The sequence below is a fragment of the Enterobacter sp. 22452 genome, assembly GCF_052045065.1.
Classification (GTDB): Bacteria; Pseudomonadota; Gammaproteobacteria; order Enterobacterales; family Enterobacteriaceae; genus Enterobacter; species Enterobacter mori.
In genome coordinates, this window is the sequence record NZ_JBQEOB010000001.1 from 611,217 (window position 1) to 638,018 (window position 26,802).

Sequence of the window (26,802 nt, forward strand, 5' to 3'; positions counted from 1 at the left end):
GTTAGGGTGAGGGCACCAGACCGCACGCGGTCAATTAAACGGTGCCTCCCCGTTCAACACCTTCTCAATCACATCCAGTACGCCTTCGTCGTTATTATGCGGCGCTTCAAAACGCGCCACCGCTTTAATATGCGGTCTGGCATTGGCCATCGCAAAGCTAAACCCTGACTGGCGCAACATTTCTACGTCGTTACCGCTGTCGCCAAAGGCCACCACGTCGCTGTTCTCTATGCCCCATCGCGCCTGCAAAATGCGCAAACCGTTAGCTTTGTGCACGCCGGGGATTATCAGGTCGATACTGCCGTGACCGGTGGTGACGGGCACCATAATATCGCCCAGTCTTTCATGCAGCAGCGCCTGAATACGCGGAATTTCATCATCGGAAACGTTAAGCCCAAACTTGAAGAAAATATCGTTCAGGTTATCGAAATCACTGACCCTTTCGAGGCGGTGATAATATTTTGAGGCCATATCGATGAAGGCATCGTCATAGGCTTTGAGAGTGTAGGCGCTACCTTTGCCGCAGGCGATAATCTCAATGCCCGGAACGTCATTTAACACGTTCGCGACGGTGTCGAAATGGGCTTTCGACAGTTCACCGTTAAAGACATCTTCACCTTCGCTCACGACCCAGCCGCCGTTTTCGGCGACAAACGCAATCTCATGCGCGATCTCCGGGAAAAAGGAGATCAGCTGGTAGTATTGGTTGCCGCTGGCGACCACAAAACGAATGCCTTGCGCCTTCATGCGCGCGTACTGCGCCAGAAAACGCGCGCGGTTGTACGTCTTCGCATCACTCAGGAAGGTGCCATCCATGTCGACTGCAATCAGTTTAACGCTCATATCCCTTCTCCAGTGTCGTTTGTTCTGCTTCCGGCTTTGCCACCGCGCGCGCCACCAGCGCCGCGATAATGACTAACCCTAAAACCACCAGCATGGCGCTGCGCAGGCCGTAGTGCTCCCCGAGGAAGCCGAGCAGCGGCGGCCCGACCAGGAAGGCGAGGTAACCGGTGGTCGCCACTACGCTGACGCGCGTTGGCGCATCCGGGCCGGTGTCGCTGGCTGCGGAAATGGTCAGCGGGAAGCCAAGTGATGCCCCCAGTCCCCACAGGATCACGGAAACGCCTGCAATCCAGTCCACGTCCACAAAGATGATCATCGCGATGCCTAATCCGCCGAGCAGGGCGCTGGCGCGCACCACCGCCACGCGGCTGTAGCGGTCGATAAACCAGCCGCCGGTGAAGCGTCCGACGGTCATCCCCAGCGTAAACCCGGCGTAAATCAGCGAGCCGGAGGTCGGGCTAAAGCCGTGACCGTCCACCATCAGCAGCGGTAGCCAGTCGTTGGCGGAGCCTTCCGCGAACGCCATTGCCAGCACCACCACGCCGATCAGCATCAGCTGGAAGTCGCGGTAGAAGGGCAGCCCTTTTTCGGCCGAGTGCTGTTCGCCAGCGGAGTTCTTACCGGTGCCGTCCGGGATCGCCCGGATGCCCGTCAGGATCGGAATAATGCACACCAGCGCCGCCAGTAAAATATGCAGATTGGCCGCCATGCCAAACGCCGTCAGCGCCATCCCCACGCCCGCCCCCGCCAGCGTGCCGAGGCTGTAAAAGCCATGCATCATCGGCAGCACGGTTTTGTTCATCTCACGCTCGACAGATGCCCCTTCGACGTTAATCGCCACTTCCGCCGCGCCGAAGCTGCCGCCAAAGACCGTCAGCCCCAGGGCAAACAGGACCGGCGAGGCAAACCACAGCGCTACGCTCAGCACCATCATCCCGAACACCGCGCAGCACATGGTGGTGCGGATCACCGACCGCGTGCCAAAGCGTTTAACCAGCCACGCGGAGCAGAGAATGCCGCTCATGGAGCCTATCGACAGGCCGAACAGCACGATGCCCATCTCGGCGGTAGAGACAGACAAAATATCGCGGATCGCCGGGGTGCGCGTGGCCCAGGAGGCCATCAGCAGCCCGGGAATAAAGAAGAACATAAACAGCGCCCACATGCGTAATTGCAGGGCCTTACGGGGAGAGGTCAGCGTCATTGGGGTAGCACCAGAAGTACAACAATAGCGACAACACTAGCAAGTTTGTGTACATTTGTACACAAACCGGATGAGGAATTTATGAGCAGACCACCCAACGATCCGCACCGCCGGGAAAAAATACTCCAGGCGACGCTGGACACCATCGCTGAGCACGGTATTCACGCCGTCACGCACCGTAAAATCGCCTCCTGCGCGGGCGTACCGCTGGGGTCGATGACCTACTATTTTGACGGTATGGAATCGCTGCTGGAAGAGGCTTTTACGTGGTTTACCCGGCAGATGTCGCAGCAGTACCGGGATTTCTTTGCGGGCGTCACAGGACCGGAAATGGCGTGTGAGTCCATCACTACGCTGATCCACAGCTCGCAGGTGACCACGCCGCACAACATGGCGCTGATGTATCAGCTCTACGCTTTTATGCACCGCAGTGCGGCCCTTAAAACGGTGATGCAGGAGTGGATGAAGATGAGCCAGGATACGCTGGAGCAGTGGTTCGACCCGGTCACCACCCGCGCGCTGGATGCGTTTATTGAAGGGATGACGCTGCATTTTGTCACCGACCGCAAGCCGTTAAGCCGGGACGAGATCCGCGCGATGGTGGGCAGGATCGCGGGCGAGAGCGCTCGTTAGGCCCCCTCGCTCCAGCCAGACCTACTTGCGGCCGATGGGTTTCCCGCTGGCGTCCACGACGGCTTCGCCATCCTCTTTCGTAAACGCCCCTTTTTGCGCGTCCGGCAGGATGTCGAGGACAACTTCAGACGGGCGGCACAGTCGCGTGCCGAGCGGCGTTACCACGATCGGGCGGTTAATCAGGATTGGGTGTTTCAGCATACAATCGATAAGCTGCTCGTCGGTGAAGTTAGCTTCGGCAAGGCCAAGCTGCTCATAGGGCTCCACGTTTTTACGCAGCAGATGCCGCACTGAAATGCCCATATCGGCAATCAGTGTGGTCAGCTTATCGCGCGACGGTGGGGTTTCCAGATAGAGGATAATCTCTGGCTCCGTGCCGCTGTTGCGGATCATCTCCAGCGTGTTGCGCGACGTGCCGCAGGCGGGGTTATGGTAGATAGTGATGTGGCTCATATCAGTGGCTCATTACAGTGTCAGGGAGAGACGAAGTATTGACGGAGTATTAATGCTGCATGTCGTTGTGTAATGGCTAGTTTATCAATTTCAGGCAACAAAAAACCCATCAACCTTGAACCAAAACGGCGGGGTTGATGGGCTCCACAAATTGGGGACATCAAAGAAAAGCAGTGGCAATAGTTATGACTGCCCCCTGATAAAAAAGTTCTGCGCGTAACGAAAATAATTTTCACCACGCGCAAACTTGAGACTTATCCGAGTCCTGGCCAGATGATAATGATCAGCGTACCCGCCAGCGTGAGCAGCACGTTAGCGATAGCATAGGTGCCCGCATACCCCAGCGCCGGGATGTTGCTGCGCGCGGTATCGCTGATGATTTCCATGGCTGGCGCACAGGTACGTGCACCCATCATTGCCCCGAAGAGCAGGGCGCGGTTCATGCGCAGCACGTAGGCGCCGAACAGGAAACAGATAACGACCGGCACCAGGCTGACGATAAGTCCGGAAACCAACATTTGCCAGCCGACGGCCCCCAGGCTGTGGCCGATGCCGCTACCGGCGCTCAAGCCAACGCCCGCCATAAAGACCATCAGACCGAACTCTTTCACCATGTTCAGCGCGCCCTGCGGAATGTAGCCGAAGGTTGGGTGGTTCGCTCGCAGGAAGCCCAGCATGATCCCGGCAAACAGCAGCCCGGCGGCGTTACCGATGCCGAAGCTAAAGTTGCTGAACTGGAAGGTGATCATCCCGATCATCAGGCCGACAATGAAGAAGGCGCAGAAGGCCAGCAGGTCGGTGACCTGGCTGTGAATGGAGATAAAGCCGATACGGTCAGCAACGGTTTTCACGCGTCGTGCGTCGCCGCTCACCTGCAAAACGTCACCTTTGTTGAGCACGACGTTGTCGTCGATGGGCATCTCAATCTGGCTGCGGATCACGCGGTTGAGGAAGCAGCCGTGGTCGGTCAGCTTCAGCTGCGCCAGACGGCGGCCCACGGCGTTATGGTTTTTCACCACGATCTCTTCGGTGACGATACGCATGTCGAGCAGGTCACGGTCGAACACCTCTTTACCGTTGCGGAAGCTCGGATCGAGACGGGCATGGGCGTCCGGGTAACCCACCAGCGCGATGTCGTCGCCCATCTGCAGCACCGCGTCGCCGTCCGGGTTTGCCAGAATGCCGTTGCGTCGAATACGTTCGATGTAACAGCCCGTCTGGCGATAAATGCCCAGCTCGCGCAGGTTTTTGCCGTCGGTCCAGGCCACCAGCTCCGGCCCGACGCGATAGGCGCGGATCACAGGAAGATAGACTTTACGCTTGGTATCCGTGTCCAGACCGCGCTCGCGAGCAATTGTCTGTGCGCTGGTCTGCAGATCCTGGTGCTGCAGCTTTGGCAGGTAGCGCGCGCCCACGATCAGGCTCACCAGACCAATAAGGTAAGTCAATGCATAGCCCAGACTCAGGTGGTCGAGCGCGGTGGAAAGCTGTGCGCCCTGCATGCCGGAATGACGCAGGGTATCACCCGCACCCACCAGCACCGGGGTGGATGTCATGGAGCCTGCCAGCATACCGGCCGTTAACCCGATATCCCAGCCAAACAGTTTGCCCAGTCCTAACGCAATCAGCAGCGCGCTGCCGACCATCACCAGCGCCAGCATCAGGTAATTTTTGCCGTCGCGGAAGAAAATTGAAAAAAAGTTCGGCCCTGCTTCCACGCCGACACAAAAAATAAACAGCATGAAGCCTAAATTAAGCGCATCCGTGTTAATACTGAAATGCTGCTGACCTAATAATAAAGAGACGACCAAAACGCCAATGGAATTACCCAGTTGAACTGAACCCAGGCGCAATTTACCCAGGCAAAGGCCCAACGCCAGTACCACAAATAATAACAGGATGTAATTCCCATTTAACAAGTCTGCGACGTTTATATTCACGGAGGCTAACTTCTTGTTTACCAGTAAGTTGTTGAATGAAAGGACTATTTGGGCTACTGTTTTTAGGGCCAGGGAAAGACTTCACGACTCCCTGCTTCCTAATAAATTCCCTAAAACATGCGCTGGCGGTTAGTTTAATCGTATTAGCTACCAACAGCCACCTATTATCGCATCAGCCTGTGCGTGCTTTGGCAAGGATTGCCGTACTGCTTTATCTGACTGGGCGTCCACTGGACGAAGTTGTATTTGATAGAGATAAGTCAGGAGGATAGTTTGAACATTAAACGAAACTGGGCGGGCGTGGTCAGCTGCTTTTTGCTGTTTACGGTCGTTTGCATGTCGCTCGCTTTTAATGTGAAGGGAGCATTCAGGGCGTCCGGCCATCCGGAACTGGGTTTGCTCTTTTTCATCCTGCCGGGTGCCGCAGCCAGTTTTCTCTCGCGTAAAGGAGAGGTGATCAAGCCTCTGCTCGGGGCCATGTTGGCAGCACCGCTGTGCCTGCTGATGATGCGTCTGATGTATGTCCCGACAAGAAGTCTGTGGCAGGAGCTGGCGTGGTTACTGAGCGGGGTGTTCTGGTGTGCGCTGGGGGCGCTTTGCTATCTGTTTGTGCGCAGCCTGCTGCACCGGCGCAAACATCCGCAATAAAAACGCCCTCGCGGTGAGGGCGTCTTCGCATTACTGAGCGGCAAACAGGCCCAGGTTTTCTTTGGCGTAGGCTTCAAAGTCAGTGCAGCCGCCGATGTGTTTCTGATCGAGGAAGATCTGCGGTACGGTTTCAACCGGCTTGCCGACGGTTTTTTCGAGATCCGCTTTGGTGATGCCTTCCGCGTGGATATCCACGTAGCGGAAGTTGAAGTCATCGCGCTCTTCGGTCAGTTTCTCAGCCAGTTCTTTCGCGCGAACACAGTAAGGGCACCCTGGACGACCAAAAATTACTGCAAACATTTCTCTCTCCTCAAAAAACAAGCCTGACGGCGAATGACACGTATAGTGCCCCATAACCCGCCGTCATTAAAGAAGGTTTCGCCTGTCGCTATAATATCTATGAGCTATGTTTCGCCAATTACACCGTGCACATCATTGCCTATACTGGCTGCCATAGGGTTTTAGCAAGATAAAGAGAGAGAAGATGACGCCAACCATAGACCTGCTCCAGTCCCACCGTTCCATTCGCCACTTCACCGATGAGCCGATTACCGAGGCGCAGCGTGCCGCGATTATTGACAGCGCCAGGGCGACCTCCAGCTCCAGCTTCCTGCAGTGCAGTTCGATTATCCGCATCACCGACCCGGCCATGCGCGAGCAGCTGGTCACGCTGACCGGCGGGCAGAAGCATGTGGCGCAGGCGGCAGAGTTCTGGGTGTTCTGCGCCGACTTTAACCGCCATCTGCAAATCTGCCCTGAAGCCGAACTGGGGCTGGCCGAACAGCTGCTGCTGGGTGTGGTGGATACTGCGCTGATGGCGCAAAACGCCTTTACGGCGGCGGAATCGCTGGGGTTAGGCGGCGTCTACATCGGCGGTCTGCGTAACAACATCGAAAGCGTGACTGAGCTGCTGAAGCTGCCAAAACATGTGCTGCCGCTGTTCGGCCTGTGTCTCGGCTGGCCTGCGGATAACCCGGACCTGAAGCCGCGTATTCCTGCGGCGATGCTGGTGCATGAAAACCACTACCAGCCGGTCAATCAGGACGTCCTGAATCAATATGATGAAGAGCTGGCGAACTACTACATGACGCGCGGCAGCAATAACCGTCGCGATACCTGGACTGACCATATTCGTCGCACCATCATTAAAGAAAACCGCCCGTTTATTCTCGATTATCTTCATAAACAGGGCTGGGCGACGCGGTAGTCCATTCCTCCTGCGCCTCGTGTATGATATGCAGGCTTTATCCATGTCTTCAGAGAGGTGCAGGGTGAAAATTGCCATATTGTCCCGGGATGGAACGCTCTATTCATGTAAGCGCCTGCGTGAGGCGGCGGCAAAACGCGGGCATCAGGTTGAGATCCTCGATCCGATGTCCTGCTATATGAACATCGACCCTGCTGCATCGTCGATTCACTACAAAGGACGCAAGCTGCCGCATTTCGATGCGGTGATCCCCCGCATCGGCTCTCAGATCACCTATTACGGCACCGCCGCGCTGCGGCAGTTCGAGATGCTGGGCAGCTATCCGCTCAATGAATCTGTCGCCATTTCCCGCGCCCGCGATAAACTGCGTTCATTGCAGCTGCTCGCCCGTCAGGGGATCGATCTTCCCGTCACCGGGATTGCCCATTCACCGGACGACACCAGCGATCTGATCGACATGGTGGGCGGTGCGCCGCTGGTCATCAAACTGGTGGAAGGCACGCAGGGCATTGGCGTGGTGCTGGCAGAAACGCGGCAGGCAGCGGAAAGCGTGATTGACGCCTTTCGCGGCCTTAACGCTCATATTCTGGTGCAGGAGTATATCGAAGAGGCCAAAGGTCGCGATATCCGCTGCTTCGTCGTGGGTAATGAAGTGGTGGCGGCCATTGAGCGCCAGGCGAAAGAGGGTGATTTCCGCTCTAATCTTCACCGCGGCGGCATTGCCAGGATCGCGGATATCAGCGAGCGCGAGCGGGAAATTGCCGTGAAAGCGGCGCAAACCCTCGGGCTGGACGTGGCCGGAGTCGATCTTCTGCGGGCGACACGCGGGCCGCTGGTCATGGAGGTCAATGCCTCGCCGGGGTTGGAAGGCGTGGAAAAAACCACAGGTGTCGATATTGCGGGTAAAATGATCGCCTGGATCGAGCTTCATGCCACGCCGGGTTACTGTCTGAAAACGGGCGGTTAAATGGTATTGAGCACGCTTTTTGCGTAATCTATGCAAAGTTTTTATTTAAGAGGCTGCACAGCGATGGATTTACAGGTCGTTCCTACACTGGATACGTTACGTCAATGGCTCGATGATGCCGGTATCACCTTCTTTGAATGCGATTCCTGCCAGGCGCTGCATCTGCCTCATATGCAAAATTTCGACGGCATTTTCGATGCTAAAGTCGATCTCATAAACGACGTGATCCTTTTCTCCGCGCTGGCCGAAGTGAAGCCGTCCGCGCTGCTGGCGCTGGCTTCCGATCTCTCGGCCATCAACGCCAGTTCCTTGACGGTGAAAGCATTTCTCGACATACAGGATGATAATCTGCCAAAACTGGTCGTTTGCCAGTCTTTATTCTCCGGTGCTGGCTTATCCTTTAAGCAGTTCGCCTGGTTTATGCGCTTGAGTGAAGAGCAAATTTCGATGGTCATGATGGAAGCCAATGCACATCATCTGCTGTATAGCGCGGAAGATGACGCAGAGAATAATGATGCATCTCCCAATTTTCTCCACTAAGCCTGTCTGACTTTTGCGCAGTCGCTGCCAGAGCGGCTGCATAACGCCATTTTTTCTGCTGCTTTTAACCTTTCCTTAAAGAATTTTTCACCTCCCTGAAGGCCCTTTCGGCTTATCACGTAGACATAACCTGCATAAAAAATTGATAAAAGGCGTTTTTTCGTCTGGGCTATAGCCGGAGACACGGGCTACAGTTATTCTTGCGATGCTTACAAAAAAGCGAGCGGAACCTGCCAGGAAAGGGGTTTATTTTTATTTCGGGCAGAACGACAAACTATGCATGATTTTTGCATATATCCAGATTGCACAGTTTTGGTTCGTTTGTTAACGAGCTTTCAGAAGGAATAACACTATGATCGCCTTGAATAAAAAATGGTTATCGGGTCTGGTTGCGGGTGCTCTGATGGCCGTCTCTGCCGGCACGCTCGCTGCGGAACAAAAAACGCTGCACGTTTACAACTGGTCTGACTATATCGCGCCGGATACGGTCGCTAATTTTGAAAAAGAGACCGGCATTAAAGTGGTCTATGACGTTTTCGATTCCAACGAAGTGCTGGAAGGAAAGCTGATGGCGGGCAGCACCGGTTTTGACCTGGTGGTGCCCTCTGCGAGCTTCCTTGAGCGTCAGCTGACCGCAGGCGTTTTCCAGCCGCTGGATAAGAGCAAATTATCGAACTGGAAAAACCTCGACCCGGAAGTGCTGAAGCTGGTGGCGAAGCACGACCCGGACAACAAATACGCGATGCCTTATCTGTGGGCGACCACCGGTATCGGCTACAACGTCGATAAAGTGAAAGCGGCGCTCGGCCCGGACGTCAAGCTGGACAGCTGGGATGTGGTGCTGAAGCCGGAAAACCTTGAGAAGCTGAAAAGCTGCGGCGTCTCCTTCCTCGATGCGCCGGAAGAGATTTTCGCGACCGTGCTGAATTACCTGGGCAAAGACCCGAACAGCAACAAAGCCAATGACTACACCGGCCCGGCGACCGATCTGCTGCTGAAGCTGCGTCCAAATATTCGCTACTTCCACTCTTCCCAGTATATCAACGACCTGGCGAACGGCGACATCTGCGTCGCAATCGGCTGGGCAGGTGACGTGTGGCAGGCGGCTAACCGCGCGAAAGAGGCGAAAAACGGCGTGAACGTCTCTTACTTCATTCCAAAAGAGGGGGCGCTGGCGTTCTTCGACGTCTTCGCGATGCCTGCTGATGCGAAGAACAAAGACGAAGCCTATCAGTTCCTCAACTATCTGATGCGTCCGGACGTGATTGCCCACATCAGCGACCACGTTTACTACGCGAACGGTAACAAGGCCTCGGTGCCGCTGGTGAGCGAAGAGATCCGCAATAACCCGGCGATTTATCCACCGGCGGATGTGTTTGCCAAGCTGTTCACCCTGAAAGTTCAGGATCCCAAAATTGATCGCGTGCGTACCCGCGCGTGGACCAAGGTGAAGAGCGGTAAATAAGCTACCGTGAGTCGTAGGCCGGGCAGGCGCTAGCGCCTCCGGCAACAGGCGCACCGATCTGGTGCGCCTGCACCAGTTTTGATCTCTACCGGAGAACACCCCGTGAATGACGCGATCCCCCGCCCGCAGGCGAAAGTCCGTAAAGCGCTGACCCCGCTGCTTGAAATTCGTAACCTCACCAAATCTTTCGACGGCCAGCATGCCGTGGACGACGTCAGCCTGACGATCTACAAAGGCGAAATCTTCGCGCTGCTGGGCGCATCCGGCTGTGGTAAATCCACCCTGCTGCGTATGCTGGCGGGTTTTGAACAGCCTACCGCCGGGCAAATCGTGCTGGACGGCGTAGACCTGTCCAGCGTGCCGCCGTATCAGCGCCCGATTAACATGATGTTCCAGTCCTACGCGCTGTTTCCGCACATGACGGTGGAGCAGAACATCGCCTTTGGCCTGAAGCAGGACAAACTGCCGAAGGCTGAAATTACCGCGCGCGTGGCCGAGATGCTGAGCCTGGTACACATGCAGGAGTTCGCGAAGCGTAAACCGCACCAGCTCTCCGGCGGCCAGCGTCAGCGCGTGGCGCTGGCCCGCAGTCTGGCAAAACGTCCTAAATTATTGCTGCTCGACGAACCGATGGGCGCACTGGATAAAAAGCTGCGCGACCGTATGCAGCTCGAAGTGGTGGATATCCTTGAGCGCGTGGGCGTGACCTGCGTGATGGTTACCCACGACCAGGAAGAGGCGATGACCATGGCCGGACGTATCGCGATCATGAACCGCGGTAAGTTCGTGCAGATCGGCGAGCCGGAAGAGATTTATGAGCATCCGACTACGCGCTACAGCGCGGAGTTTATCGGCTCGGTGAACGTCTTCGAAGGGCTGTTGAAAGATCGTCAGGAAGACGGGCTGGTCATCGAATCGCCGGGGCTGCAGCATCCGCTTAAGGTCGACTCTGATAACTCGGTGTTAGATAACGTGCCGGTCTACGTTGCTCTGCGTCCGGAGAAGATCATGCTCTGTGAGGATCCGCCTGCCGATGGCTATAACTTTGCCGTCGGGGAAGTGGTGCACATTGCCTATCTGGGCGACCTGTCTATTTACCATGTGCGTCTGAAAAGCGGACAAATGCTCAGCGCCCAGTTGCAGAACGAACATCGCTATCGCAAGGGACAGCCGACCTGGGGCGACGAAGTGCGCCTGTGCTGGGACGCGGACAGCTGCGTCGTACTGACGGTATAAGGAGCGATCATGAGTACACTTGAACCTCCAGCCCGCGTCAAAAAACCGGGCGGCTTTGCCTACTGGCTGGCGCGCGTGCAGATGAACCACGGTCGCAAGCTGGTGATCGCCATGCCGTATATCTGGCTGATCCTGCTGTTCCTGCTGCCGTTCCTGATTGTTTTCAAGATCAGCCTGGCGGAAATGGCGCGGGCGATCCCGCCGTATACCAATCTGCTGGACTGGGCCGACGGGCAGCTGACGCTGACCTTAAACCTGGGTAATTTCCTGCAGCTCACCGACGACCCGCTCTATTTCGAAGCCTATTTGCAGTCGCTGCAGGTGGCGGCGATCTCGACGATCTGCTGCCTTCTCATGGGCTATCCGCTGGCCTGGGCGGTCGCGCACAGCAAGCCGTCGACGCGTAACATCCTGCTGCTGCTGGTGATCCTGCCGTCGTGGACCTCGTTCCTGATCCGCGTTTACGCGTGGATGGGGATCCTGAAAAACAACGGCATACTGAATAACTTTCTGATGTGGCTCGGGGTGATCGACCAGCCGTTGACCATCCTGCATACCAACCTTGCGGTCTATATCGGGATTGTTTACGCCTATCTACCGTTTATGGTGCTGCCGATTTACACGGCCCTGACGCGCATTGATTACTCGCTGGTGGAAGCGTCGCTCGATCTCGGCGCGCGCCCGTTGAAAACGTTCTTCAGCGTCATTGTCCCGCTGACCAAAGGCGGTATTATCGCCGGGTCAATGCTGGTCTTTATCCCGGCGGTAGGGGAGTTTGTGATCCCTGAACTGCTCGGCGGCCCGGACAGCATCATGATTGGCCGCGTGCTGTGGCAGGAGTTCTTCAATAACCGCGACTGGCCGGTGGCCTCGGCGGTGGCGATTGTCATGCTGCTGCTGCTGATCGTGCCGATCATGTGGTTCCACAAGCATCAGCAGAAACAGATGGGAGACCACGGATGAACAACTTACCGGTAGTGCGCTCCCCGTGGCGAATTGCGATCCTGGTGATTGGCTTTACCTTCCTGTATGCGCCGATGCTGATGCTGGTGATCTACTCCTTTAACAGCTCTAAGCTGGTAACGGTCTGGGCGGGCTGGTCGACGCGCTGGTACAGCGAGCTGTTCCACGACGATGCGATGATGAGCGCGGTGGGGCTGAGCCTGACCATAGCCGCACTGGCGGCCACGATGGCCTGTGTTCTCGGCACCATCGCCGCGCTGGTGATGGTGCGCTTCGGGCGTTTTCGCGGTTCAAACGGCTTTGCCTTTATGATCACCGCGCCGCTGGTGATGCCGGATGTGATCACCGGCCTGTCGCTGCTGCTGCTGTTCGTTGCCCTGGCGCACGCCATCGGCTGGCCGGCGGATCGCGGCATGCTCACCATCTGGCTGGCCCACGTCACCTTCTGTACCGCCTACGTGGCGGTGGTGATCTCGTCACGTCTGCGCGAGCTGGATCGCTCCATTGAAGAGGCTGCGATGGATCTCGGCGCCACGCCGCTGAAGGTCTTCTTCATCATCACGCTGCCGATGATTATGCCTGCGGTGATCTCCGGCTGGCTGCTGGCGTTTACGCTCTCGCTCGACGATCTGGTTATCGCCAGCTTCGTTTCCGGGCCGGGCGCGACGACGCTGCCAATGCTGGTCTTCTCCAGCGTGCGTATGGGGGTGAATCCGGAGATCAACGCCCTGGCGTCAATTATCCTCGGCGTAGTCGGAATTGTCGGATTTATCGCCTGGTATTTGATGGCGCGCGCGGAAAAGCAGCGGGTGCGTGATATCCAGCGTGCAAGACGCGGCTGAAGCATTTAAAATTTCCAGTGAAGTGCCGCGCATGACGCGGCACTGTTTTTCAGGGAAGTAAAACATTGGGATTCTTTCAAAAAACACGTCATACGCATGCTCGTCCGAACGTTCCTGCGCTGGTGCAGGTGGCGGCGCTCGCCATTATTATGATCCGCTGTCTGGACGTGCTGATGATTCTGAACACCTTAGGCGCCCGCGGCATCGGTGAATTCATTCACCGCAGCGTACAGACGTGGAATCTGACGCTGGTTTTTTTAAGCAGCCTGGTGCTGGTGTTTATTGAAATCTACTGTGCATTCTCGCTGGTCAAAGGGCGCAACTGGGCGCGCTGGGTCTATCTGCTGACGCAAATCATTGCTGCGGGTTATTTGTGGGCGGCTTCGCTGGGCTACGGATATCCTGAACTGTTTAGCATTCCCGGCGGTTCCCGGCGGGAAATTTTCCAGTCGCTGGTGATGCAAAAGCTTCCGGACATGCTGGTGCTCTGCCTACTCTTCGTTCCGGCTTCCAGTCGGCGGTTCTTCCGTCTGCAATAATGTGTATAATCGCAGCCCTCGTGATTCTTAAGGTTTTCATATGCAGTGCGCACTCTTTGACGCCGGACGCTGCCGCTCCTGTCAGTGGATAGAACAGCCGGTCTCTCAACAACTCACCGCCAAAATGGCCGACCTGCAACAGCTGCTGGCAGCACACGCGGTGGGCGAGTGGTGCGCACCCGTCAGCGGCCCGGAGCAGGGCTTTCGCAACAAAGCCAAAATGGTGGTCAGCGGCAGCGTTGAAAAACCGCTGCTGGGGATGCTGCATCGCGACGGCACGCCGGAAGACTTAACCGACTGTCCGCTGTATCCCGCCTCGTTTGAGCCCGTCTTTGCCGCACTGAAACCTTTTATCGCGCGTGCGGGCTTAACGCCTTACAACGTCGCCCGCAAGCGCGGCGAGCTGAAATACCTTCTGCTGACCGAAAGCCAGAAAGACGGCGGCATGATGCTGCGCTTCGTGCTGCGCACCGAATCCAAGCTGGCGCAGCTGCGCGCGGCGATACCGTGGCTGCAGGAACAGCTTTCGCAGCTTAAGGTCATTACCGCAAATATTCAGCCGGTGCATATGGCGATCATGGAGGGGGAGAAAGAGATTTTCTTCACCGAACAGCACGCGCTGGCCGAGAATTTCAACGGTGTGCCACTGTGGATCCGCCCGCAAAGCTTTTTCCAGACTAACCCGGACGTGGCAAGCAGTCTGTACGCCACCGCCCGCGACTGGGTGCGCGCGTTAAACATCCAGCATATGTGGGATCTGTTCTGCGGCGTGGGCGGCTTTGGCCTGCACTGCGCGACGCCAGAGATGCAGCTCACCGGAATTGAGATCTCCGCCGAAGCGATTGCCTGCGCGAAACAGTCCGCCGCCGAGCTGGGGTTAACGAATCTGCGCTTCCAGGCGCTGGACTCCACGCAGTTCGCCACCGGCCAGGGCAACGTGCCTGAGCTGGTGCTGGTGAACCCGCCGCGTCGTGGCATCGGAAAGGCGCTGTGCGACTATCTGAGCCAGATGGCACCGGAATACATCGTCTACTCCAGCTGTAACGCGCAGACCATGGCGAAAGATATCGCTAACCTGCCGGGCTACCGCATTGAACGCGTGCAGCTTTTCGATATGTTCCCGCATACCGCGCATTATGAAGTGTTGACGTTGTTAATCCGTAGGCCGGGTAAGGCGTAGCCGCCACCCGGCATGAACCCCGCACAATGTTCAACAAAATGTGAACTCTTCATCCCGGCGAAATCAGGTAAGCTTACGTCATAAGAAATGAATAAGGCTTACCCATGAAGCAGATCCTGCTGGTGGAAGACGACCACGATATCGCGGCGCTTCTGCGACTCAATTTAGAAGACGAAGGCTACGCCATCACCCACGAGCCCGACGGGGGCAACGCCCTGCAGCGTCTTGAAAAACAGCCGTGGGATGCGGTGATCCTCGACCTGATGCTGCCCAACGTTGACGGTCTGGAGATTTGCCGCCGCATCCGTCAGATGACGCGCTACCTGCCGGTGATCATCATCAGCGCCCGCAGCAGCGAAACCGACCGCATCACCGGGCTGGAAACCGGCGCCGATGATTATCTGGCTAAGCCGTTCTCGGTGCAGGAGCTGATTGCGCGCATCAAAGCGCTGTTCCGCCGCCAGCAGGCGATGGGGCAGGCGCAAACCGACGGGCAAATTCAGGCTCACGGTCTGACCATCGATCCGCTGGCGCGCAGCGTGCTGCTGCACGGCCAGGTGGTTGATCTCACGCCGCGTGAATTCGAGCTGCTCTACTTCTTTGCCCGTCATCCGGGTGAGGTATTTTCTCGCCTGGCGCTGCTGGAGCAGGTCTGGGGCTATCAGCACGAGGGCTATGAGCACACCGTTAACACCCACATCAACCGCCTGCGCATCAAGATTGAGAAGGACGCCGCCGAGCCGGAGATTATTCGCACCGTCTGGGGCAAGGGCTACAAATTTGCGGAGCCAAATCATGATGCGCCGCTTTAGCCTGAGCCAGCGCCTGACGCTGCTGTTCATCCTGTTGATGATGCTCTGCGCCACCGTCGCCTGCGTGGTACAGCTCTACAGCAGTACGCAGTACGGTAATGCGATGGTGCAGCGGCTGTCGGGCGGGCTGGCGCAGCAGATAGTCCAGCGCGAACCGATTCTGGACGCGCAGGGCAGGGTCGACCGAACGTCACTCAAGCCGCTGTTTGACCGGCTGATGACCTTTAATCCGAGCGTTGAGCTGTACGTCGTCTCCCCGGACGGCGATATCCTGGCCGATGCCGCACCGCCGGGCCATATTCAGCGGCAAAAAATCGACCTGGCGCCGGTTCAGACCTTCCTGAGCGGTACCGCTATTCCGGTATTGGGCGACGATCCGCGCAGCCAGAATAAAAAAGTCTTTAGCGCCACGCCGCTGCGGCAGGACGGCGAGCTAAAAGGCTATCTGTACATTATTTTGCAGGGCGAGGAGTCGAACGCGCTGGCGGAGATGGCCTGGCATAAGGCGCTGTGGAGCACGGTGCTGTGGTCACTGCTGTGGGTGGCGCTGTTTGGGCTGCTGGCAGGCCTGCTGGTCTGGTACTGGGTCACGCGCCCGGTAAAAGAGCTGACGGTCGAGGTCGCCGGGCTGGATCAGGACAGCATAAGCGCAATCAGACAACTGGCGGTAGAGACGCCGGACGCGACGGCAAAGGATGAAGTGGCGATCCTGCGCAACAGCTTTATCGAGCTGGCACGCAAAATTACCCAACAGTGGGACCAGCTGGCCGACAGCGATCGCCAGCGCCGGGAGTTTATCGCCAACATTTCGCACGATCTCCGTACGCCGCTGACCTCGCTGCTGGGGTATCTGGAAACCCTGTCGCTAAAATCCGCGACCCTGACGCCGCAGGAGCACCAGCAGTATCTCGCTACCGCGCTGCGTCAGGGGCAAAAGGTACGCCATCTTTCACAGCAGCTGTTTGAGCTGGCGCGCCTGGAGCACGGCGGTATTAAGCCGCAGCGCGAGCGTTTCGCGATGGCGGAGCTGATTTCCGACGTGGCGCAGAAGTTTGAGCTCACCGCCCGCACGCGCGAGGTGAATCTGCATATTGACGTGCCGGGACCGCTGCCGCTGATTAACGCCGATGTGTCGATGATCGAACGCGTGGTGACCAACCTGCTCGATAACGCGATGCGCCATACGCCAACCGGCGGGGAAATTCGTCTGGCGGTCTGGCAGGAGAATGAACGGCTTCAGGTCGAAGTGGCAGACAATGGAACGGGCGTCGATGCCGCGCTGCGAGAGGATCTGTTTCAGCGGCCATCGGCTTTAAATACCCAGGCATCTCGCGAGAATCGCGGCGGGTTGGGACTGTTAATCGTTAAGCGGATGCTGGAACTGCACGGCGGCGGGATCAGGCTGATGGAGTCGGTGAGCGGGGCGCGTTTTCGCTTCTTTGTACCGCTGTAGAATTGCCGGATGACGCTACGCTTATCCGGCCTACAATTCCCCCCGTAGGCCGGGTAAGGCGACGCCGTCACCCGGCAAAAGACATTACTGCGGGAACCACTGGTCGCTAATTTTCTGATACGTACCGTCCGCTTTAATCGCTTTCAGCGCACCGTTCAGTTTTTCCAGCAGAGCTTTGTTATCCGGACGTACCGCGATACCCAGACCCGTGCCGAAGTACTGTGGATCGGTCACTTTTTCCGTGGCGGTGCCCAGCTGCGGGTTGGTCTTCAGCCACTCGTTCACCACGGCGGTGTCGCCGAATACGCCGTCGATACGGCCATTTTTCAGGTCGATAATCGCGTTCTGGTAGCTGTCATAGGCCACGGTTTTCACCTCAGGATGTTTGTCCTGCAGGTATTTCTGGTGCGTGGTGCCGTTTTCCATCCCGATGCGTTTGCCTTTCAGCTGATCGAAAGAGGTATAAGCGCCTTTCTTCGCAATCACCACCGCCGAGTTGGCGTAGTACGGGTCGGTGAACGCAACCTGCTTGCTGCGCTCAGGCGTGATGTCCATTCCGGAGATCACCGCATCGTATTTTTTGAATTTCAGCGACGGGATCAGGCTGTCGAAGGCATGGTTGGTAAAGGTGCAGTCGGCCTGCATCTGTTTGCACAGTGCTTTCGCCAGATCGATGTCGAAACCGACGATCTGGTTGCTGGCATCCAGCGATTCAAACGGCGGATAGGTGGCGGAAACGCCAAAATTGATTTTATCCGCAGCGGATGCGCCAGCGGCGAACGTTGCCAGTAATGCGGCCAGAACTAACTTTTTCATTGTAATGCTCCCGTCTGTCTATCTTGTCATTATGCGCCGTGTCTGCGGCATGGATGTACAATGCCAGTTAATGAATTTATATGCAATAAATATGATTAAATATTATAGTGAGAATAAAAAAAAACGGATAACCCATTGGGTTACCCGCTTTTAAAATACAGATTTATGCATTTTTCTGATTAATTTCTGCGCTCAAACGCCAGCGCTTTACGCTCGATCAGGCGCATCATCAGCGTCAACAGACCGTTAACCACCAGATAAACCAGCCCTGCCGCGCCGAACACCATCACGTCATAGGTGCGTCCGTACAGCAGCTGTCCGTGGCCCATCACCTCCATCAGGGTGATGGTGTAGGCCAGAGATGTACTCTTGAACACCAGCACCACTTCGTTGGAATAGGAAGAGAGCGCGCGCTTGAAGGCGTACGGTAGCAGGATCGCCAGCGTGTCTTTCTTGCTCATGCCCAGCGCCCCGCAGGACTGCCACTGTCCTTCCGGGATGGCACGGATCGCCCCGTAGAACAGCTGGGTGGTATAGGCCGCACTGTTCAGCGAAAGGGCAATCAGGGCACACAGCCACGGCTCAGAGAGCAGATGCCAGATGACCGGATACTCCTGCAGCGACGGGAACTGCCCCGGGCCGTAGTAAATCAGGAAGATCTGCACCAGCAGCGGCGTACCGGTAAACAGGGTGATGTAAGCGCGTACAATCCACACCAGAACCGGCGTTTTCAGCGTCAGGATGATGGTGAAAATAAGCGCCATGATCAGGGCCACGATAATAGACGCCACGGTCAGCGTCAGGCTGGTGTGCAGCCCTTTCATTAGCTCGGGAAAATATTCAAGCATCAGCCTGGTCTCCGTTCAAAGCGCGTCGCTCGCAGGTCAATACGCTTGAGGATGTACTGACTCAGCAACGTGATCACCAGGTAGATCGCCGCCGCCACAATGTACCAGGTAAAGGGCTCCTGAGTACGGGTGGCGATGCTTTTGGTTTGCAGCATCAGATCGTTAACGCTTATCAGGCTCACCAGCGCGGTATCTTTCAGCAGCACCAGCCACTGGTTACCTAGCCCCGGCAGGGCATGACGCCACATCTGCGGCATCACCAGACGGAAGAAAATCGCTGATTTCGACAAACCTAACGCCTGACCTGACTCCCACTGTCCCTGCGGTACGGCCTTCAGCGCACCGCGCAGGGTTTGCGACGCGTACGCGGAATAGAGCAGGGAGAGGGCAATCACGCCGCACAGGAACGGACTGACATCGAAGTTTTCAATCTGCATCTGCACCGGGATCTGTGCAAAACCGAGATTGAGGGTAAAGCCGTCAGACAGCGTGAGCAGCAGCTGCGAGGAGCCGAAATAGATAAACAGGACCACCAGAATTTCCGGTAGCCCACGCAGCACGGTGACCAGCGCGGAGCCTGCCCAGGCGACGGGGAACCATTTTGCTGATTCCCACACCGCAAAGAACATCGCCAGCACGAGGCCGATAATCAGTGCGCAAACGGCAAGGCCGACGGTCATCCCGGCGGCGCTTGCTAAAGGAAAAATTTCATTCATCAGGAATTACTTCTGGAACCATTTTTTGTAGATGGTTTCGTAGGTGCCGTCTTTCTTCACTTTTTCCAGCGCAGCGTTGAATTTCTGCTGCAGCTCAGTGTTGCCCTGACGAACGGCAATCCCCAGACCGGTACCGAAGTAATCCTTATCGGTCACTTTGTCGCCCACTGGCGCCAGCTTGTCGTTCGCTTTCAGCCACTCGGTCACGACAGCGGTATCACCAAATACGCCATCGATACGGCCATTCTGCAGATCCAGCTTCGCGTTCTGGTAGCTGTCATACGGAACGGTGGTGATTTCCGGATGTTTATCCATGATGAATTTCTGGTGCGTGGTGCCGTTCTGCACGCCGACTTTTTTGCCTTTCAGCTGGTCGACAGAGGTGAATTTCCCTTTCTGACCAATGAAGAGGGCGGAGTTGTCGTAGTAAGGGGTAGTAAACAGCACCTGCTTTTCACGCTCAGGGGTGATGTCCATACCGGCCATGACGGCGTCGATGCGGCGGAACTTCAGGCTTGGGATCAGGCTGTCAAACGCCTGGTTGCTGAAGGTACAGGTCGCGTCGATCTCTTTACACAGGGCGTTAGCCAGGTCCACGTCGAAGCCCACAATTTTGTTGTTCGCATCGATGGATTCAAACGGAGGATAAGACGCTTCCGTGGCGAAACGAATGGTCTGGGCTGCGGTAGCGGAAAGGGTAACGCCAGCAAGCAGCACGGCAAGTAATACTTTTTTCATTATATTTCCCCTGACACAATCAATGAGATAAATAGTTTTTGAAGGCATCGGTTTGCGGGTTAGCGAAGCAGCCCGCATCACCTTGCTCAACGATATACCCGTTTTCCATATACACCACTCGGCTGGCGGTTTTACGCGCCACTTCCACCTCGTGGGTAACGATCACCTGCGTAATATTGGTTTCCGCCAGCTCGCGAATGATGCTGACGATCTGGGCGGTGATTTCCGGGTCCAGCGCCGCCGTCGGTTCATCAAACAGCAGTACCGCGGGCTCCATCATCAGCGCGCGGGCAATCGCCACACGCTGCTGCTGACCGCCGGAAAGGTGCAGCGGATAGCGGTCGCTGTAGGGCTTCAGGCGCAGTCGCTCCAGCAGCTTTTCAGCACGCGCTACCGCCTGATCCTTGCTTAACCCCAGCACGCGGCACGGGGCTTCAATCAGGTTTTGCAGCACGGTCAGATGCGGCCAGAGATTGTATTGCTGGAAGACCATGCCGACGTTTTGACGCAGTTCGCGAATCGCTTTATCAGACGGCGTTTTCGCAAAATCAAAATGGTTACCGGCGATAGCCAGCGTACCTGAACGGGGCATTTCAAGCAGATTAAGGACACGCAGAAGGGAGCTTTTGCCTGCACCGCTTGGGCCAAGCAAAACCAGCGTTTCGCCTTCCGGGCAGTTCAGCGTGATGTCAAACAGCGCCTGGTGTGCGCCGTAGAAGCAGTTAATGCCGTTTAGTTTAATACTCATCGGGGCAGTCTTTACTCATCCAGGCAATCTATAGCAATTGAGGCCGCAGATAGTACCGTTGACAGAATAGTTATGCAATATTTCTGCGTTAAAAGTTAAATATAACCCGTGTTTCCTCTTAAACATAGCACAAAATAGCGAAGGGCAAGGGGGGCGAGTATAAATGTCGGCATTCCGCGAGAAATGCCGGACATTTTACGGGGTTAACAATTATTTTACTGATGAGTTAGCGGTTCTCAATCGACTGTCGCAGCGTGCCAGCCGGGGCATGAACGCTGCCGCCGATGTAGCGTACATCGTCGACGGCCCAGCACTGGCCTTCGCGGATCATCAGCACTTCATCCTGCCAGGACTGGGTGCCCTGAGTCAGCTTCACGCGCAGCGGGATGTTTCGCGCATCGGTGTTTGGGATGGTGGAAGCACTCGCGACCTCGGCGCTGTCGGGCAGCGTTGCACGGCTGGAGAACGGGTCCGACTGAAGCAGCGCGTTATGCTGCGGATCGCGGGTCGCATCGTTCAGCAGTTTGGCCAGACCGTCGCTCAAATACGGACGAAGGGCAGTAAGATCGTTACCGCGAAGCTGAATACGATAATCATAGAACTGTTGCGCCACGGTATCCGGGCCACCGTCAATGCAGGGGCCGCTGCGGGTACCGATATCCTTAAAGGCTGGCGTGACCGGGGTGGTGCACGCGCTGAGCACCAGCGCGCAAGGCACTAAAAGCGTTAAAGCAGAGTAGCGCATGTTGATTTCCTTATTTATTAACTATCCTTTCAATCATAGCGTAACGAACCGATAATGCTGGTGGTAAGGCATTGAACGCTAAAGAAGGAGAGAAAGTATGCAGTTTTCAACCACCCCAACCCTGGAAGGGCAACCTATTACCGAGTACTGCGGCGTAGTGACCGGCGAAGCGATTCTGGGCGCCAACATCTTCCGCGACTTTTTTGCCGGTATTCGCGACATCGTCGGCGGACGCTCGGGTGCTTACGAGAAAGAGCTGCGCAAGGCGCGCGAAATTGCCTTTAAAGAGCTGGGCGAACAGGCGAAAGCGCTGGGTGCAGACGCCGTTGTCGGTATTGATATCGACTACGAAACCGTCGGTAAAGACGCCAGCATGCTGATGGTGAGCGTTAGCGGCACGGCGGTGAAAACCCGTCGATGAAACGTTCGTTTTCAACACTCCTGCTGGCGCTGCTGCTGGCAGGGTGCGCCACGGAAAAGGGTGTTATTGATAAAGGTGCCTACGAGCTGGATACCCGCCACCAGGCGCAGGCGGCCTACCCGCGTATCAAGGTGCTGGTTATCCACTATACCGCGGATGATTTTGACAGCTCGCTGGCCACGCTGACGGATAAAAACGTCAGCTCTCACTATTTGATCCCTGCCAACCCCCCGGCACCGGACGGTAAGCCGCGCATCTGGCAACTGGTGCCTGAAAGCGAACTGGCCTGGCATGCGGGGATCAGCTTCTGGCGCGGCACTAACCGGATTAATGATACGTCGGTGGGCATTGAGCTGGAGAACCGTGGCTGGCAGAAAACGGCCGGGGTGAAGCATTTTACGCCGTTCGCACCTGTGCAAATTGCGGCGCTGGTGCCGCTCGCCAAAGATATCATCGCCCGCTACAACATCAAACCTGAGAACGTGGTGGCCCATGCTGACATTGCGCCGCAGCGCAAAGACGATCCTGGCCCGCTGTTTCCGTGGCGCGAGCTGGCGCAGCAGGGGATTGGCGCCTGGCCCGATCCCGATCGCGTCACGTTCTATATCAATAGCCGACCGCACTATCAGGCGGTAGATACCGCCACGTTACTCGATCTGCTGGCGCGTTACGGCTACGAGGTGCCCGAAAATAGCACCCCCGCGCAGCAGAAACGGGTCATCATGGTGTTCCAGATGCATTTCCGTCCTCAGCTGTGGAACGGCGTCGCTGACGTCGAAACGATGGCCATCGCAGAAGCACTTTTAGAGAAATACGGGCAGGGGTAATTCTTCGGAATGCCCCGAAGCGAAAGATTAGCTATTAATGCTCTTCAGATTAATCTTAAGTACATTCTCAATTCATTTTAAGTTAATTGATTTAAAATTGCCCTCAATTAAGATGGACTCATCGATTCACTACATGAATCAATTTAAAAAACAGCGTTGATTTGGTTTTTTTAATTTTAAAAGAATACAAAAGTAACTTTTCGGCAACATTAATGTTTGCCGCATAATTTCTCATTTTAACATCTTAATTAGGTATAACAATGTTAACTATTTTTGCTAAAGGCACGCGTCCTCATAATGAAATGGGCGCTATTATTGAAGCAACCTCAGGATATGAGGAAAAAACATTAAGAAAATGGCAGAAGATATCAACGGAAAACTCAGATAATATTCATATCATTATCAGTGGTGAAGTTGAATTCCGTCGTTCCTCTGATGATTTATGTATTTTTACTCTGCAGGGGCAGTGTATTTTTGGTCTCTCCGCCATTTTTTATAACTCTACACATATGCAGGGCGTTGTACGCAGCAATACCGTGGTGCGCACCATTCATAAAGATGAATTCCAGCGGTTAATGACCCAGCAAGGGCTGTGGCCCGAGTTAACCAAAGTGCTGGCATGGTATATCCTTATGCTCAGCAAGCGTGACGATGTTTTAGTTGCCCGCAGCGCTTATTCCGTGGTGCGTGAGTTTTTAATTGAAATTAATGAGCTTATCGTTCAACAACAGCGTGATATCAATATTTATGATTATATTCAGGAATACACCAACCTGGCACGCAGCACCATTATTAAAATCCTTTCTGACCTGAAAAAAGGGCAATATATTGTGGTGGAAAAAGGGCGACTGCTCAGCCTGACGACCTTACCTGAAAAATACTAATCCCCTCCGGCGTCTCCTTTTATCCCAGAAGGAGACGCCTTCTGCGTCTCATCAACCGGTGGCGCGGGCATTTTTCCCTTCGACATATCATCCTGCTGCTGTTTTAGCGCCTGCATAAACAATTCTTTTAATGAGCTGTCGTCATCCGATTTCATCGCCTGTTCGTGTGCCTCGGTGCCGGGTAAGGTATCGCGCGAGGTGTCATGCGCGACGGGGCTATCCGGTAACGCGCCATCAGGTGCCTGCTGCCAGTCATTTTCGTCGCTATTAATGGGCATATTGTCCATCGGTGGCAGATTTTCCTGCATATTTACCGGCTGGGGTTTTGGATGCGGGTGTGGGAACGGCTTCGTCACGTACACGTAATGCATATCAGAAAGCGTGGTTTCCGGTTTCGCCACGCTCACCTTTTTTATCACGGGCGTCGGGTGGCGCAAATTCCAGTAAACGTGCGCATAAAGACCGGCCGCGATCAGTGCACACAGCCCAAGACACCACAGCGCGGTCACGCTGAGGATGTTACTGAACGACGGTAAACGCCATGAGAACCACACCGGTTCTCCAGTGGTGTAGCTGCGCTGGGCAGCAAGGCAGATGGTAGACATTATGCGTGCTTCTCTTGCGTAGTCGGGTTGGCCTGGGTTGACTGGATCAACACGCTCGGCGTGGTATGGGTTTCGCGCATCAGCTGCATCAGCGTGTCTTCGCCCGGAATACCGTCCACGTGAAGGTGCATTTTCTGCTGGAATTCGCGGGTGCGTTTCATCAGCTCCGCCGTCCAGTTTTTATCGTGCGTTTCGCTTTCGCCCAGCGCCACGCTCAGCTGCTGATCCAGCCATTCGAGATCTTTGCTGCCGCTGGCGGCGGTGATTTCGTCTTTGCCTTCCGGCGTCAGGCGATGCAGGAGGGTGTAATTCCCCGTCGCGTGCTGGTTATACCAGGTGCGGCTTACCTGCCAGGTGCGGTTATTCATCAGCAGGTCGAGGGAATCTTTTCCTGCTCGCGCCACCACGGCGTAGTTAATATGATCGCCCGTTTTCATTTCGCTGACCCACGGATACCCTTCATTCGCCAGCGAGTCCAGGGTGGCATTTCCCTGTTTACACATCAGGTTCACTTTATCGGCATTCTGACACAGCGCGACGTCTGCTGAAGCGTCATACCCCCACATGGCGTAAAGCTGATGCATAGCATCTGGCTGGTTTACCACTTCATGTTCGATGACCGGCAGTTTTGCCGTGATGGAAGAGGTCATCATCCAGCCGCAGGCGGCGAACAGGACGGAGGCGAACAGCCCGATGGAGGCCAGCGTTTTTCCGCGTTTCGGTGCCGGAAGGACTTCACCGGTGGCCAGACGCAAATGACGCGGCCCGACGATCGGCGCACGTTCGGTCCACGCGGCCAGCATGGAAAGGTGCGCCAGCTCGTTCAGCTTGCTGACGTTGCCTTTGGTCAGGGCGTGGATCTTTTTCACGCGAGCGGGCGTCAGCGGGGAGACGTCAGCGCCGTGCTCCTGGCACTGGGCGTCAACATAGCTCAGGAATTCGCGGCAGGTCAGGCTGCGCAGGGTGTGGCTGGTCAGAACAAATTCCTGCAGCGCGGAGTCTGTCAGCATCGTCTCCCGATCTTCACTGCCCATCAGGATGACCGACAAACGCACGTCCAGCTCCTGGGCACGCGTCAGTAGCATGGCCAGCACATCATAGCTGTTGTTCTTCATCGCCTCAGCGTGCGTGATGACCAGCACCTTATGCGTTGCACGGCTATCCCGCCACTGGCGCAGCACGGCATCCACGGCCTGCAGTTTATTTTTGCTCTCTTTCGCCGACGGGTTGAGCTTATACAGCAGGCTGTTGGCGCTCAGCTTTGGAAACGCGTTAATTGAGACGACGGTGCTGCTGCTCTTCAGCGCATCGCTGAACTGCCCCAGCAGTTCACTGTCGTGGTAAAAGAGTCCGGTGATCCCTGCCTGCTGGCTTTTCTCTTTCAGAAGATTGAACACATCCTGATGATAAGGCACCAGAAAATCACCCGATTTACGGGTGATTGTTCTGAACGGAGGGGTACTGAATTTAAAATGACTCTGATACATAGCGACTGACCGTCTCTTCTCTTTAATAGCAATGGGCGAAAAGTAAGGTATGCACCAGCCCTGGTCAATTTAACACCAGAGTAAAAATAACCTGACCGTCGCCTCTAACATTCCCCTTTTTCCCGGTCAATAAATTTCTTCATGAAAGTTAATAGCGAAGCAGATGGTCGGCATTCAGGGTGCTGATTATTATTAACTCACTAAGTGATGCAGCACGTCGCTGCGAATGACTGCTTTGCTAAAAGGCCGGATAAATAATGAGGAACGCACTCCTTTCCCGTGTAATGACACCCTGCATTATGCTTGTCATGCTGATATTTTGCAGCCAGCAGGGTTATGTCGTTTATAAAGATTATAAGAAAGTTACGAATAAGTTAGCGAATGCGGATAAGCCGGCGCTAAAAAACCGTGACGCTGAAAAAAACTTTGGCCTTTTCACCGCTGCAGTGCGTCAAAGCGACGCGCCCGCTGCGGTAAAAGCGCCGTTATCCGCAGAAATCGAAGGCATTATTCGCAGCGATGAATCCTGGCTGTCGTTTGCCGTGATCAAGACACCCGCCGGGCAGCAGAGCTACCGGGAAGGAGAGCCGCTTGTCGGCTTCGATGATGCGTATGTGGATGAAATTAATAAAGATAACGTCGTTGTGCAGTACGAGGGGGCGAAACAGACGCTGGCCCTCAAGAAACCGGCGTATTTTAAGGGCGGCGTTGACAGCGGCCCGGTCACCAAATCGAAAAAAGATGCAGGCGCCGACAGTCTGCATCTCGATGATTATCTGGTGTTAAAACCGTTAATCGATAAGGGCCAACTGGAAGGCTTTAATATTAATCCACGGAATGCGTCTCCTTTTTACAGCGATATAGGACTGGAAAAAGGGGATGTGGTAGTGAAAGTCAACGACGTCGATATGACGAAAGAAGCGCAGGCGAAAAATATCATCGCCAACTGGTCGAAAATGAAAGAGGCGGACGTCGTCGTAAGGCGGCACGCTCACCTTGAAAATATTCGGGTTAATGTTTTAAACAATTAACAAGTGTACAT

The 26,802-nt window shown here is 55.6% G+C and carries 30 protein-coding genes; 17 read left to right on the top strand and 13 right to left on the bottom strand.

Annotation, left to right across the window (positions count from 1 at the left end; all coding sequences use genetic code 11):
* Positions 1 to 30: 30 nt before the first annotated feature.
* Positions 31 to 843, bottom strand: coding sequence for a Cof-type HAD-IIB family hydrolase (locus ACTJJA_RS02955; RefSeq protein WP_440666095.1), 813 nt, complete (start codon positions 841 to 843; stop codon positions 31 to 33).
* The gene (locus tag ACTJJA_RS02960) at positions 833 to 2,047 is read right to left on the bottom strand and encodes an MFS transporter (RefSeq protein WP_440666097.1); all 1,215 of its coding nucleotides are present in this window, start codon (positions 2,045 to 2,047) and stop codon (positions 833 to 835) included. The genes ACTJJA_RS02955 and ACTJJA_RS02960 overlap by 11 nt, the downstream gene beginning before the upstream one ends.
* An 81-nt stretch (positions 2,048 to 2,128) precedes the next feature.
* Here ACTJJA_RS02960 and ACTJJA_RS02965 point away from each other — a divergent pair, with 81 nt between their 5' ends.
* On the top strand, positions 2,129 to 2,680 hold the full coding sequence (locus tag ACTJJA_RS02965) for a TetR/AcrR family transcriptional regulator (RefSeq protein ID WP_440666099.1): 552 nt from the start codon (positions 2,129 to 2,131) through the stop codon (positions 2,678 to 2,680).
* 21 nt (positions 2,681 to 2,701) lie between these two features.
* On the opposite strand, the gene arsC is transcribed toward ACTJJA_RS02965, so the two are convergent.
* Entirely contained in the window at positions 2,702 to 3,133 is a 432-nt protein-coding gene (gene arsC / locus ACTJJA_RS02970) for a glutaredoxin-dependent arsenate reductase (RefSeq protein ID WP_440666101.1), read from the bottom strand.
* A gap of 254 nt (positions 3,134 to 3,387) precedes the next feature.
* The gene (locus ACTJJA_RS02975; protein WP_089598996.1) at positions 3,388 to 5,073 is read right to left on the bottom strand and encodes an aspartate:alanine antiporter; all 1,686 of its coding nucleotides are present in this window, start codon (positions 5,071 to 5,073) and stop codon (positions 3,388 to 3,390) included.
* A gap of 273 nt (positions 5,074 to 5,346) precedes the next feature.
* Here ACTJJA_RS02975 and ACTJJA_RS02980 point away from each other — a divergent pair, with 273 nt between their 5' ends.
* The gene (locus tag ACTJJA_RS02980) at positions 5,347 to 5,721 is read left to right on the top strand and encodes an inner membrane protein YbjM (protein WP_042716356.1); all 375 of its coding nucleotides are present in this window, start codon (positions 5,347 to 5,349) and stop codon (positions 5,719 to 5,721) included.
* Positions 5,722 to 5,751: 30 nt separating this feature from the next.
* Here the strand turns inward: ACTJJA_RS02980 and ACTJJA_RS02985 are convergent, their stop codons facing one another.
* Positions 5,752 to 6,021, bottom strand: coding sequence for a GrxA family glutaredoxin (locus ACTJJA_RS02985; RefSeq protein ID WP_010429050.1), 270 nt, complete (start codon positions 6,019 to 6,021; stop codon positions 5,752 to 5,754).
* Between the two features lie 184 nt (positions 6,022 to 6,205).
* Here ACTJJA_RS02985 and nfsA point away from each other — a divergent pair, with 184 nt between their 5' ends.
* From nfsA to ACTJJA_RS03040, 11 genes are all read left to right on the top strand, one after another.
* On the top strand, positions 6,206 to 6,928 hold the full coding sequence (gene nfsA / locus ACTJJA_RS02990; protein ID WP_126543537.1) for a nitroreductase NfsA: 723 nt from the start codon (positions 6,206 to 6,208) through the stop codon (positions 6,926 to 6,928).
* Between the two features lie 64 nt (positions 6,929 to 6,992).
* Entirely contained in the window at positions 6,993 to 7,895 is a 903-nt protein-coding gene (rimK, locus tag ACTJJA_RS02995; RefSeq protein WP_440666104.1) for a 30S ribosomal protein S6--L-glutamate ligase, read from the top strand.
* A gap of 63 nt (positions 7,896 to 7,958) precedes the next feature.
* Positions 7,959 to 8,435: a YbjN domain-containing protein gene (locus ACTJJA_RS03000; RefSeq protein WP_010429060.1), complete on the top strand. Its 477-nt coding sequence runs from the start codon at positions 7,959 to 7,961 to the stop codon at positions 8,433 to 8,435.
* A gap of 352 nt (positions 8,436 to 8,787) precedes the next feature.
* Positions 8,788 to 9,900 carry a spermidine/putrescine ABC transporter substrate-binding protein PotF gene (gene potF / locus ACTJJA_RS03005; RefSeq protein ID WP_010429062.1) on the top strand — a complete coding sequence of 371 codons (1,113 nt, stop codon included), beginning with the start codon at positions 8,788 to 8,790 and terminating at the stop codon, positions 9,898 to 9,900.
* Between the two features lie 102 nt (positions 9,901 to 10,002).
* The gene (gene potG, locus ACTJJA_RS03010; protein ID WP_042716353.1) at positions 10,003 to 11,136 is read left to right on the top strand and encodes a putrescine ABC transporter ATP-binding subunit PotG; all 1,134 of its coding nucleotides are present in this window, start codon (positions 10,003 to 10,005) and stop codon (positions 11,134 to 11,136) included.
* A gap of 9 nt (positions 11,137 to 11,145) precedes the next feature.
* Positions 11,146 to 12,099, top strand: a complete 954-nt coding sequence (gene potH / locus ACTJJA_RS03015) for a putrescine ABC transporter permease PotH (RefSeq protein ID WP_440666107.1) — start codon at positions 11,146 to 11,148, stop codon at positions 12,097 to 12,099.
* Positions 12,096 to 12,941 (top strand): putrescine ABC transporter permease PotI, encoded by an 846-nt coding sequence (gene potI, locus ACTJJA_RS03020; RefSeq protein WP_042716350.1) that lies wholly within the window; start codon positions 12,096 to 12,098, stop codon positions 12,939 to 12,941. The genes potH and potI overlap by 4 nt, the downstream gene beginning before the upstream one ends.
* Before the next feature lie 65 nt (positions 12,942 to 13,006).
* Entirely contained in the window at positions 13,007 to 13,480 is a 474-nt protein-coding gene (locus ACTJJA_RS03025; protein WP_126543541.1) for a YbjO family protein, read from the top strand.
* 40 nt (positions 13,481 to 13,520) lie between these two features.
* Entirely contained in the window at positions 13,521 to 14,660 is a 1,140-nt protein-coding gene (gene rlmC / locus ACTJJA_RS03030) for a 23S rRNA (uracil(747)-C(5))-methyltransferase RlmC (RefSeq protein ID WP_440666110.1), read from the top strand.
* Between the two features lie 104 nt (positions 14,661 to 14,764).
* On the top strand, positions 14,765 to 15,472 hold the full coding sequence (locus tag ACTJJA_RS03035) for a response regulator transcription factor (protein WP_089599001.1): 708 nt from the start codon (positions 14,765 to 14,767) through the stop codon (positions 15,470 to 15,472).
* Positions 15,456 to 16,925: a sensor histidine kinase gene (locus tag ACTJJA_RS03040; RefSeq protein WP_440666112.1), complete on the top strand. Its 1,470-nt coding sequence runs from the start codon at positions 15,456 to 15,458 to the stop codon at positions 16,923 to 16,925. Before ACTJJA_RS03035 ends, ACTJJA_RS03040 begins: the two co-directional genes overlap by 17 nt.
* 84 nt (positions 16,926 to 17,009) lie before the next feature.
* On the opposite strand, the gene artJ is transcribed toward ACTJJA_RS03040, so the two are convergent.
* From artJ to ACTJJA_RS03070, 6 genes are all read right to left on the bottom strand, one after another.
* The gene (gene artJ / locus ACTJJA_RS03045) at positions 17,010 to 17,741 is read right to left on the bottom strand and encodes an arginine ABC transporter substrate-binding protein ArtJ (RefSeq protein ID WP_033145047.1); all 732 of its coding nucleotides are present in this window, start codon (positions 17,739 to 17,741) and stop codon (positions 17,010 to 17,012) included.
* 179 nt (positions 17,742 to 17,920) lie between these two features.
* Entirely contained in the window at positions 17,921 to 18,589 is a 669-nt protein-coding gene (gene artM, locus ACTJJA_RS03050) for an arginine ABC transporter permease ArtM (RefSeq protein WP_440666114.1), read from the bottom strand.
* Complete coding sequence (artQ, locus tag ACTJJA_RS03055; RefSeq protein ID WP_047346958.1) at positions 18,589 to 19,305, bottom strand: arginine ABC transporter permease ArtQ; 717 nt, start codon at positions 19,303 to 19,305, stop codon at positions 18,589 to 18,591. Before artQ ends, artM begins: the two co-directional genes overlap by 1 nt.
* A gap of 6 nt (positions 19,306 to 19,311) precedes the next feature.
* Positions 19,312 to 20,043 carry an arginine ABC transporter substrate-binding protein ArtI gene (gene artI, locus ACTJJA_RS03060; protein WP_008500032.1) on the bottom strand — a complete coding sequence of 244 codons (732 nt, stop codon included), beginning with the start codon at positions 20,041 to 20,043 and terminating at the stop codon, positions 19,312 to 19,314.
* Positions 20,044 to 20,062: 19 nt separating this feature from the next.
* A complete protein-coding gene (gene artP / locus ACTJJA_RS03065) occupies positions 20,063 to 20,791 on the bottom strand; it encodes an arginine ABC transporter ATP-binding protein ArtP (protein WP_440666116.1) in 729 nt (242 codons plus the stop codon).
* A gap of 226 nt (positions 20,792 to 21,017) precedes the next feature.
* Positions 21,018 to 21,536 (bottom strand): lipoprotein, encoded by a 519-nt coding sequence (locus tag ACTJJA_RS03070; protein ID WP_440666118.1) that lies wholly within the window; start codon positions 21,534 to 21,536, stop codon positions 21,018 to 21,020.
* A gap of 97 nt (positions 21,537 to 21,633) precedes the next feature.
* Between ACTJJA_RS03070 and ACTJJA_RS03075 the strand changes: the two genes are divergently transcribed.
* From ACTJJA_RS03075 to ACTJJA_RS03085, 3 genes are all read left to right on the top strand, one after another.
* Entirely contained in the window at positions 21,634 to 21,957 is a 324-nt protein-coding gene (locus tag ACTJJA_RS03075; RefSeq protein WP_006174327.1) for a heavy metal-binding domain-containing protein, read from the top strand.
* Positions 21,954 to 22,784, top strand: a complete 831-nt coding sequence (locus tag ACTJJA_RS03080) for an N-acetylmuramoyl-L-alanine amidase (protein WP_440666120.1) — start codon at positions 21,954 to 21,956, stop codon at positions 22,782 to 22,784. The genes ACTJJA_RS03075 and ACTJJA_RS03080 overlap by 4 nt, the downstream gene beginning before the upstream one ends.
* 260 nt (positions 22,785 to 23,044) lie before the next feature.
* On the top strand, positions 23,045 to 23,668 hold the full coding sequence (locus tag ACTJJA_RS03085; protein ID WP_440666121.1) for a helix-turn-helix domain-containing protein: 624 nt from the start codon (positions 23,045 to 23,047) through the stop codon (positions 23,666 to 23,668).
* Here the strand turns inward: ACTJJA_RS03085 and ACTJJA_RS03090 are convergent.
* Together ACTJJA_RS03090 and ACTJJA_RS03095 are read right to left on the bottom strand one after the other, a co-directional pair.
* On the bottom strand, positions 23,665 to 24,273 hold the full coding sequence (locus tag ACTJJA_RS03090; protein ID WP_440666123.1) for a hypothetical protein: 609 nt from the start codon (positions 24,271 to 24,273) through the stop codon (positions 23,665 to 23,667). The two genes, ACTJJA_RS03085 and ACTJJA_RS03090, sit on opposite strands and share 4 nt — an antisense overlap.
* Positions 24,273 to 25,760: a peptidoglycan-binding protein gene (locus ACTJJA_RS03095; protein ID WP_440666125.1), complete on the bottom strand. Its 1,488-nt coding sequence runs from the start codon at positions 25,758 to 25,760 to the stop codon at positions 24,273 to 24,275. The genes ACTJJA_RS03090 and ACTJJA_RS03095 overlap by 1 nt, the downstream gene beginning before the upstream one ends.
* A gap of 299 nt (positions 25,761 to 26,059) precedes the next feature.
* Between ACTJJA_RS03095 and gspC the strand changes: the two genes are divergently transcribed.
* Complete coding sequence (gspC, locus tag ACTJJA_RS03100; RefSeq protein WP_440666565.1) at positions 26,060 to 26,791, top strand: type II secretion system protein GspC; 732 nt, start codon at positions 26,060 to 26,062, stop codon at positions 26,789 to 26,791.
* The last annotated feature ends 11 nt before the right edge of the window (positions 26,792 to 26,802 follow it).

Excerpts from the sequence above, each read along its gene's own strand:
- ACTJJA_RS02955 (WP_440666095.1), bottom strand. The coding sequence starts at position 843 with ATGAGCGTTAAACTGATTGCAGTCGACATGGATGGCACCTTCCTGAGT.
- ACTJJA_RS02960 (WP_440666097.1), bottom strand. The coding sequence starts at position 2,047 with ATGACGCTGACCTCTCCCCGTAAGGCCCTGCAATTACGCATGTGGGCG.
- ACTJJA_RS02965 (WP_440666099.1), top strand. The coding sequence starts at position 2,129 with ATGAGCAGACCACCCAACGATCCGCACCGCCGGGAAAAAATACTCCAG.
- arsC (WP_440666101.1), bottom strand. The coding sequence starts at position 3,133 with ATGAGCCACATCACTATCTACCATAACCCCGCCTGCGGCACGTCGCGC.
- ACTJJA_RS02985 (WP_010429050.1), bottom strand. The coding sequence starts at position 6,021 with ATGTTTGCAGTAATTTTTGGTCGTCCAGGGTGCCCTTACTGTGTTCGC.
- nfsA (WP_126543537.1), top strand. The coding sequence starts at position 6,206 with ATGACGCCAACCATAGACCTGCTCCAGTCCCACCGTTCCATTCGCCAC.
- ACTJJA_RS03000 (WP_010429060.1), top strand. The coding sequence starts at position 7,959 with ATGGATTTACAGGTCGTTCCTACACTGGATACGTTACGTCAATGGCTC.
- potF (WP_010429062.1), top strand. The coding sequence starts at position 8,788 with ATGATCGCCTTGAATAAAAAATGGTTATCGGGTCTGGTTGCGGGTGCT.
- potH (WP_440666107.1), top strand. The coding sequence starts at position 11,146 with ATGAGTACACTTGAACCTCCAGCCCGCGTCAAAAAACCGGGCGGCTTT.
- potI (WP_042716350.1), top strand. The coding sequence starts at position 12,096 with ATGAACAACTTACCGGTAGTGCGCTCCCCGTGGCGAATTGCGATCCTG.
- rlmC (WP_440666110.1), top strand. The coding sequence starts at position 13,521 with ATGCAGTGCGCACTCTTTGACGCCGGACGCTGCCGCTCCTGTCAGTGG.
- ACTJJA_RS03035 (WP_089599001.1), top strand. The coding sequence starts at position 14,765 with ATGAAGCAGATCCTGCTGGTGGAAGACGACCACGATATCGCGGCGCTT.
- ACTJJA_RS03040 (WP_440666112.1), top strand. The coding sequence starts at position 15,456 with ATGATGCGCCGCTTTAGCCTGAGCCAGCGCCTGACGCTGCTGTTCATC.
- artJ (WP_033145047.1), bottom strand. The coding sequence starts at position 17,741 with ATGAAAAAGTTAGTTCTGGCCGCATTACTGGCAACGTTCGCCGCTGGC.
- artM (WP_440666114.1), bottom strand. The coding sequence starts at position 18,589 with ATGCTTGAATATTTTCCCGAGCTAATGAAAGGGCTGCACACCAGCCTG.
- artQ (WP_047346958.1), bottom strand. The coding sequence starts at position 19,305 with ATGAATGAAATTTTTCCTTTAGCAAGCGCCGCCGGGATGACCGTCGGC.
- artI (WP_008500032.1), bottom strand. The coding sequence starts at position 20,043 with ATGAAAAAAGTATTACTTGCCGTGCTGCTTGCTGGCGTTACCCTTTCC.
- artP (WP_440666116.1), bottom strand. The coding sequence starts at position 20,791 with ATGAGTATTAAACTAAACGGCATTAACTGCTTCTACGGCGCACACCAG.
- ACTJJA_RS03070 (WP_440666118.1), bottom strand. The coding sequence starts at position 21,536 with ATGCGCTACTCTGCTTTAACGCTTTTAGTGCCTTGCGCGCTGGTGCTC.
- ACTJJA_RS03075 (WP_006174327.1), top strand. The coding sequence starts at position 21,634 with ATGCAGTTTTCAACCACCCCAACCCTGGAAGGGCAACCTATTACCGAG.
- ACTJJA_RS03080 (WP_440666120.1), top strand. The coding sequence starts at position 21,954 with ATGAAACGTTCGTTTTCAACACTCCTGCTGGCGCTGCTGCTGGCAGGG.
- ACTJJA_RS03085 (WP_440666121.1), top strand. The coding sequence starts at position 23,045 with ATGTTAACTATTTTTGCTAAAGGCACGCGTCCTCATAATGAAATGGGC.
- ACTJJA_RS03090 (WP_440666123.1), bottom strand. The coding sequence starts at position 24,273 with ATGTCTACCATCTGCCTTGCTGCCCAGCGCAGCTACACCACTGGAGAA.
- ACTJJA_RS03095 (WP_440666125.1), bottom strand. The coding sequence starts at position 25,760 with ATGTATCAGAGTCATTTTAAATTCAGTACCCCTCCGTTCAGAACAATC.
- gspC (WP_440666565.1), top strand. The coding sequence starts at position 26,060 with ATGCTTGTCATGCTGATATTTTGCAGCCAGCAGGGTTATGTCGTTTAT.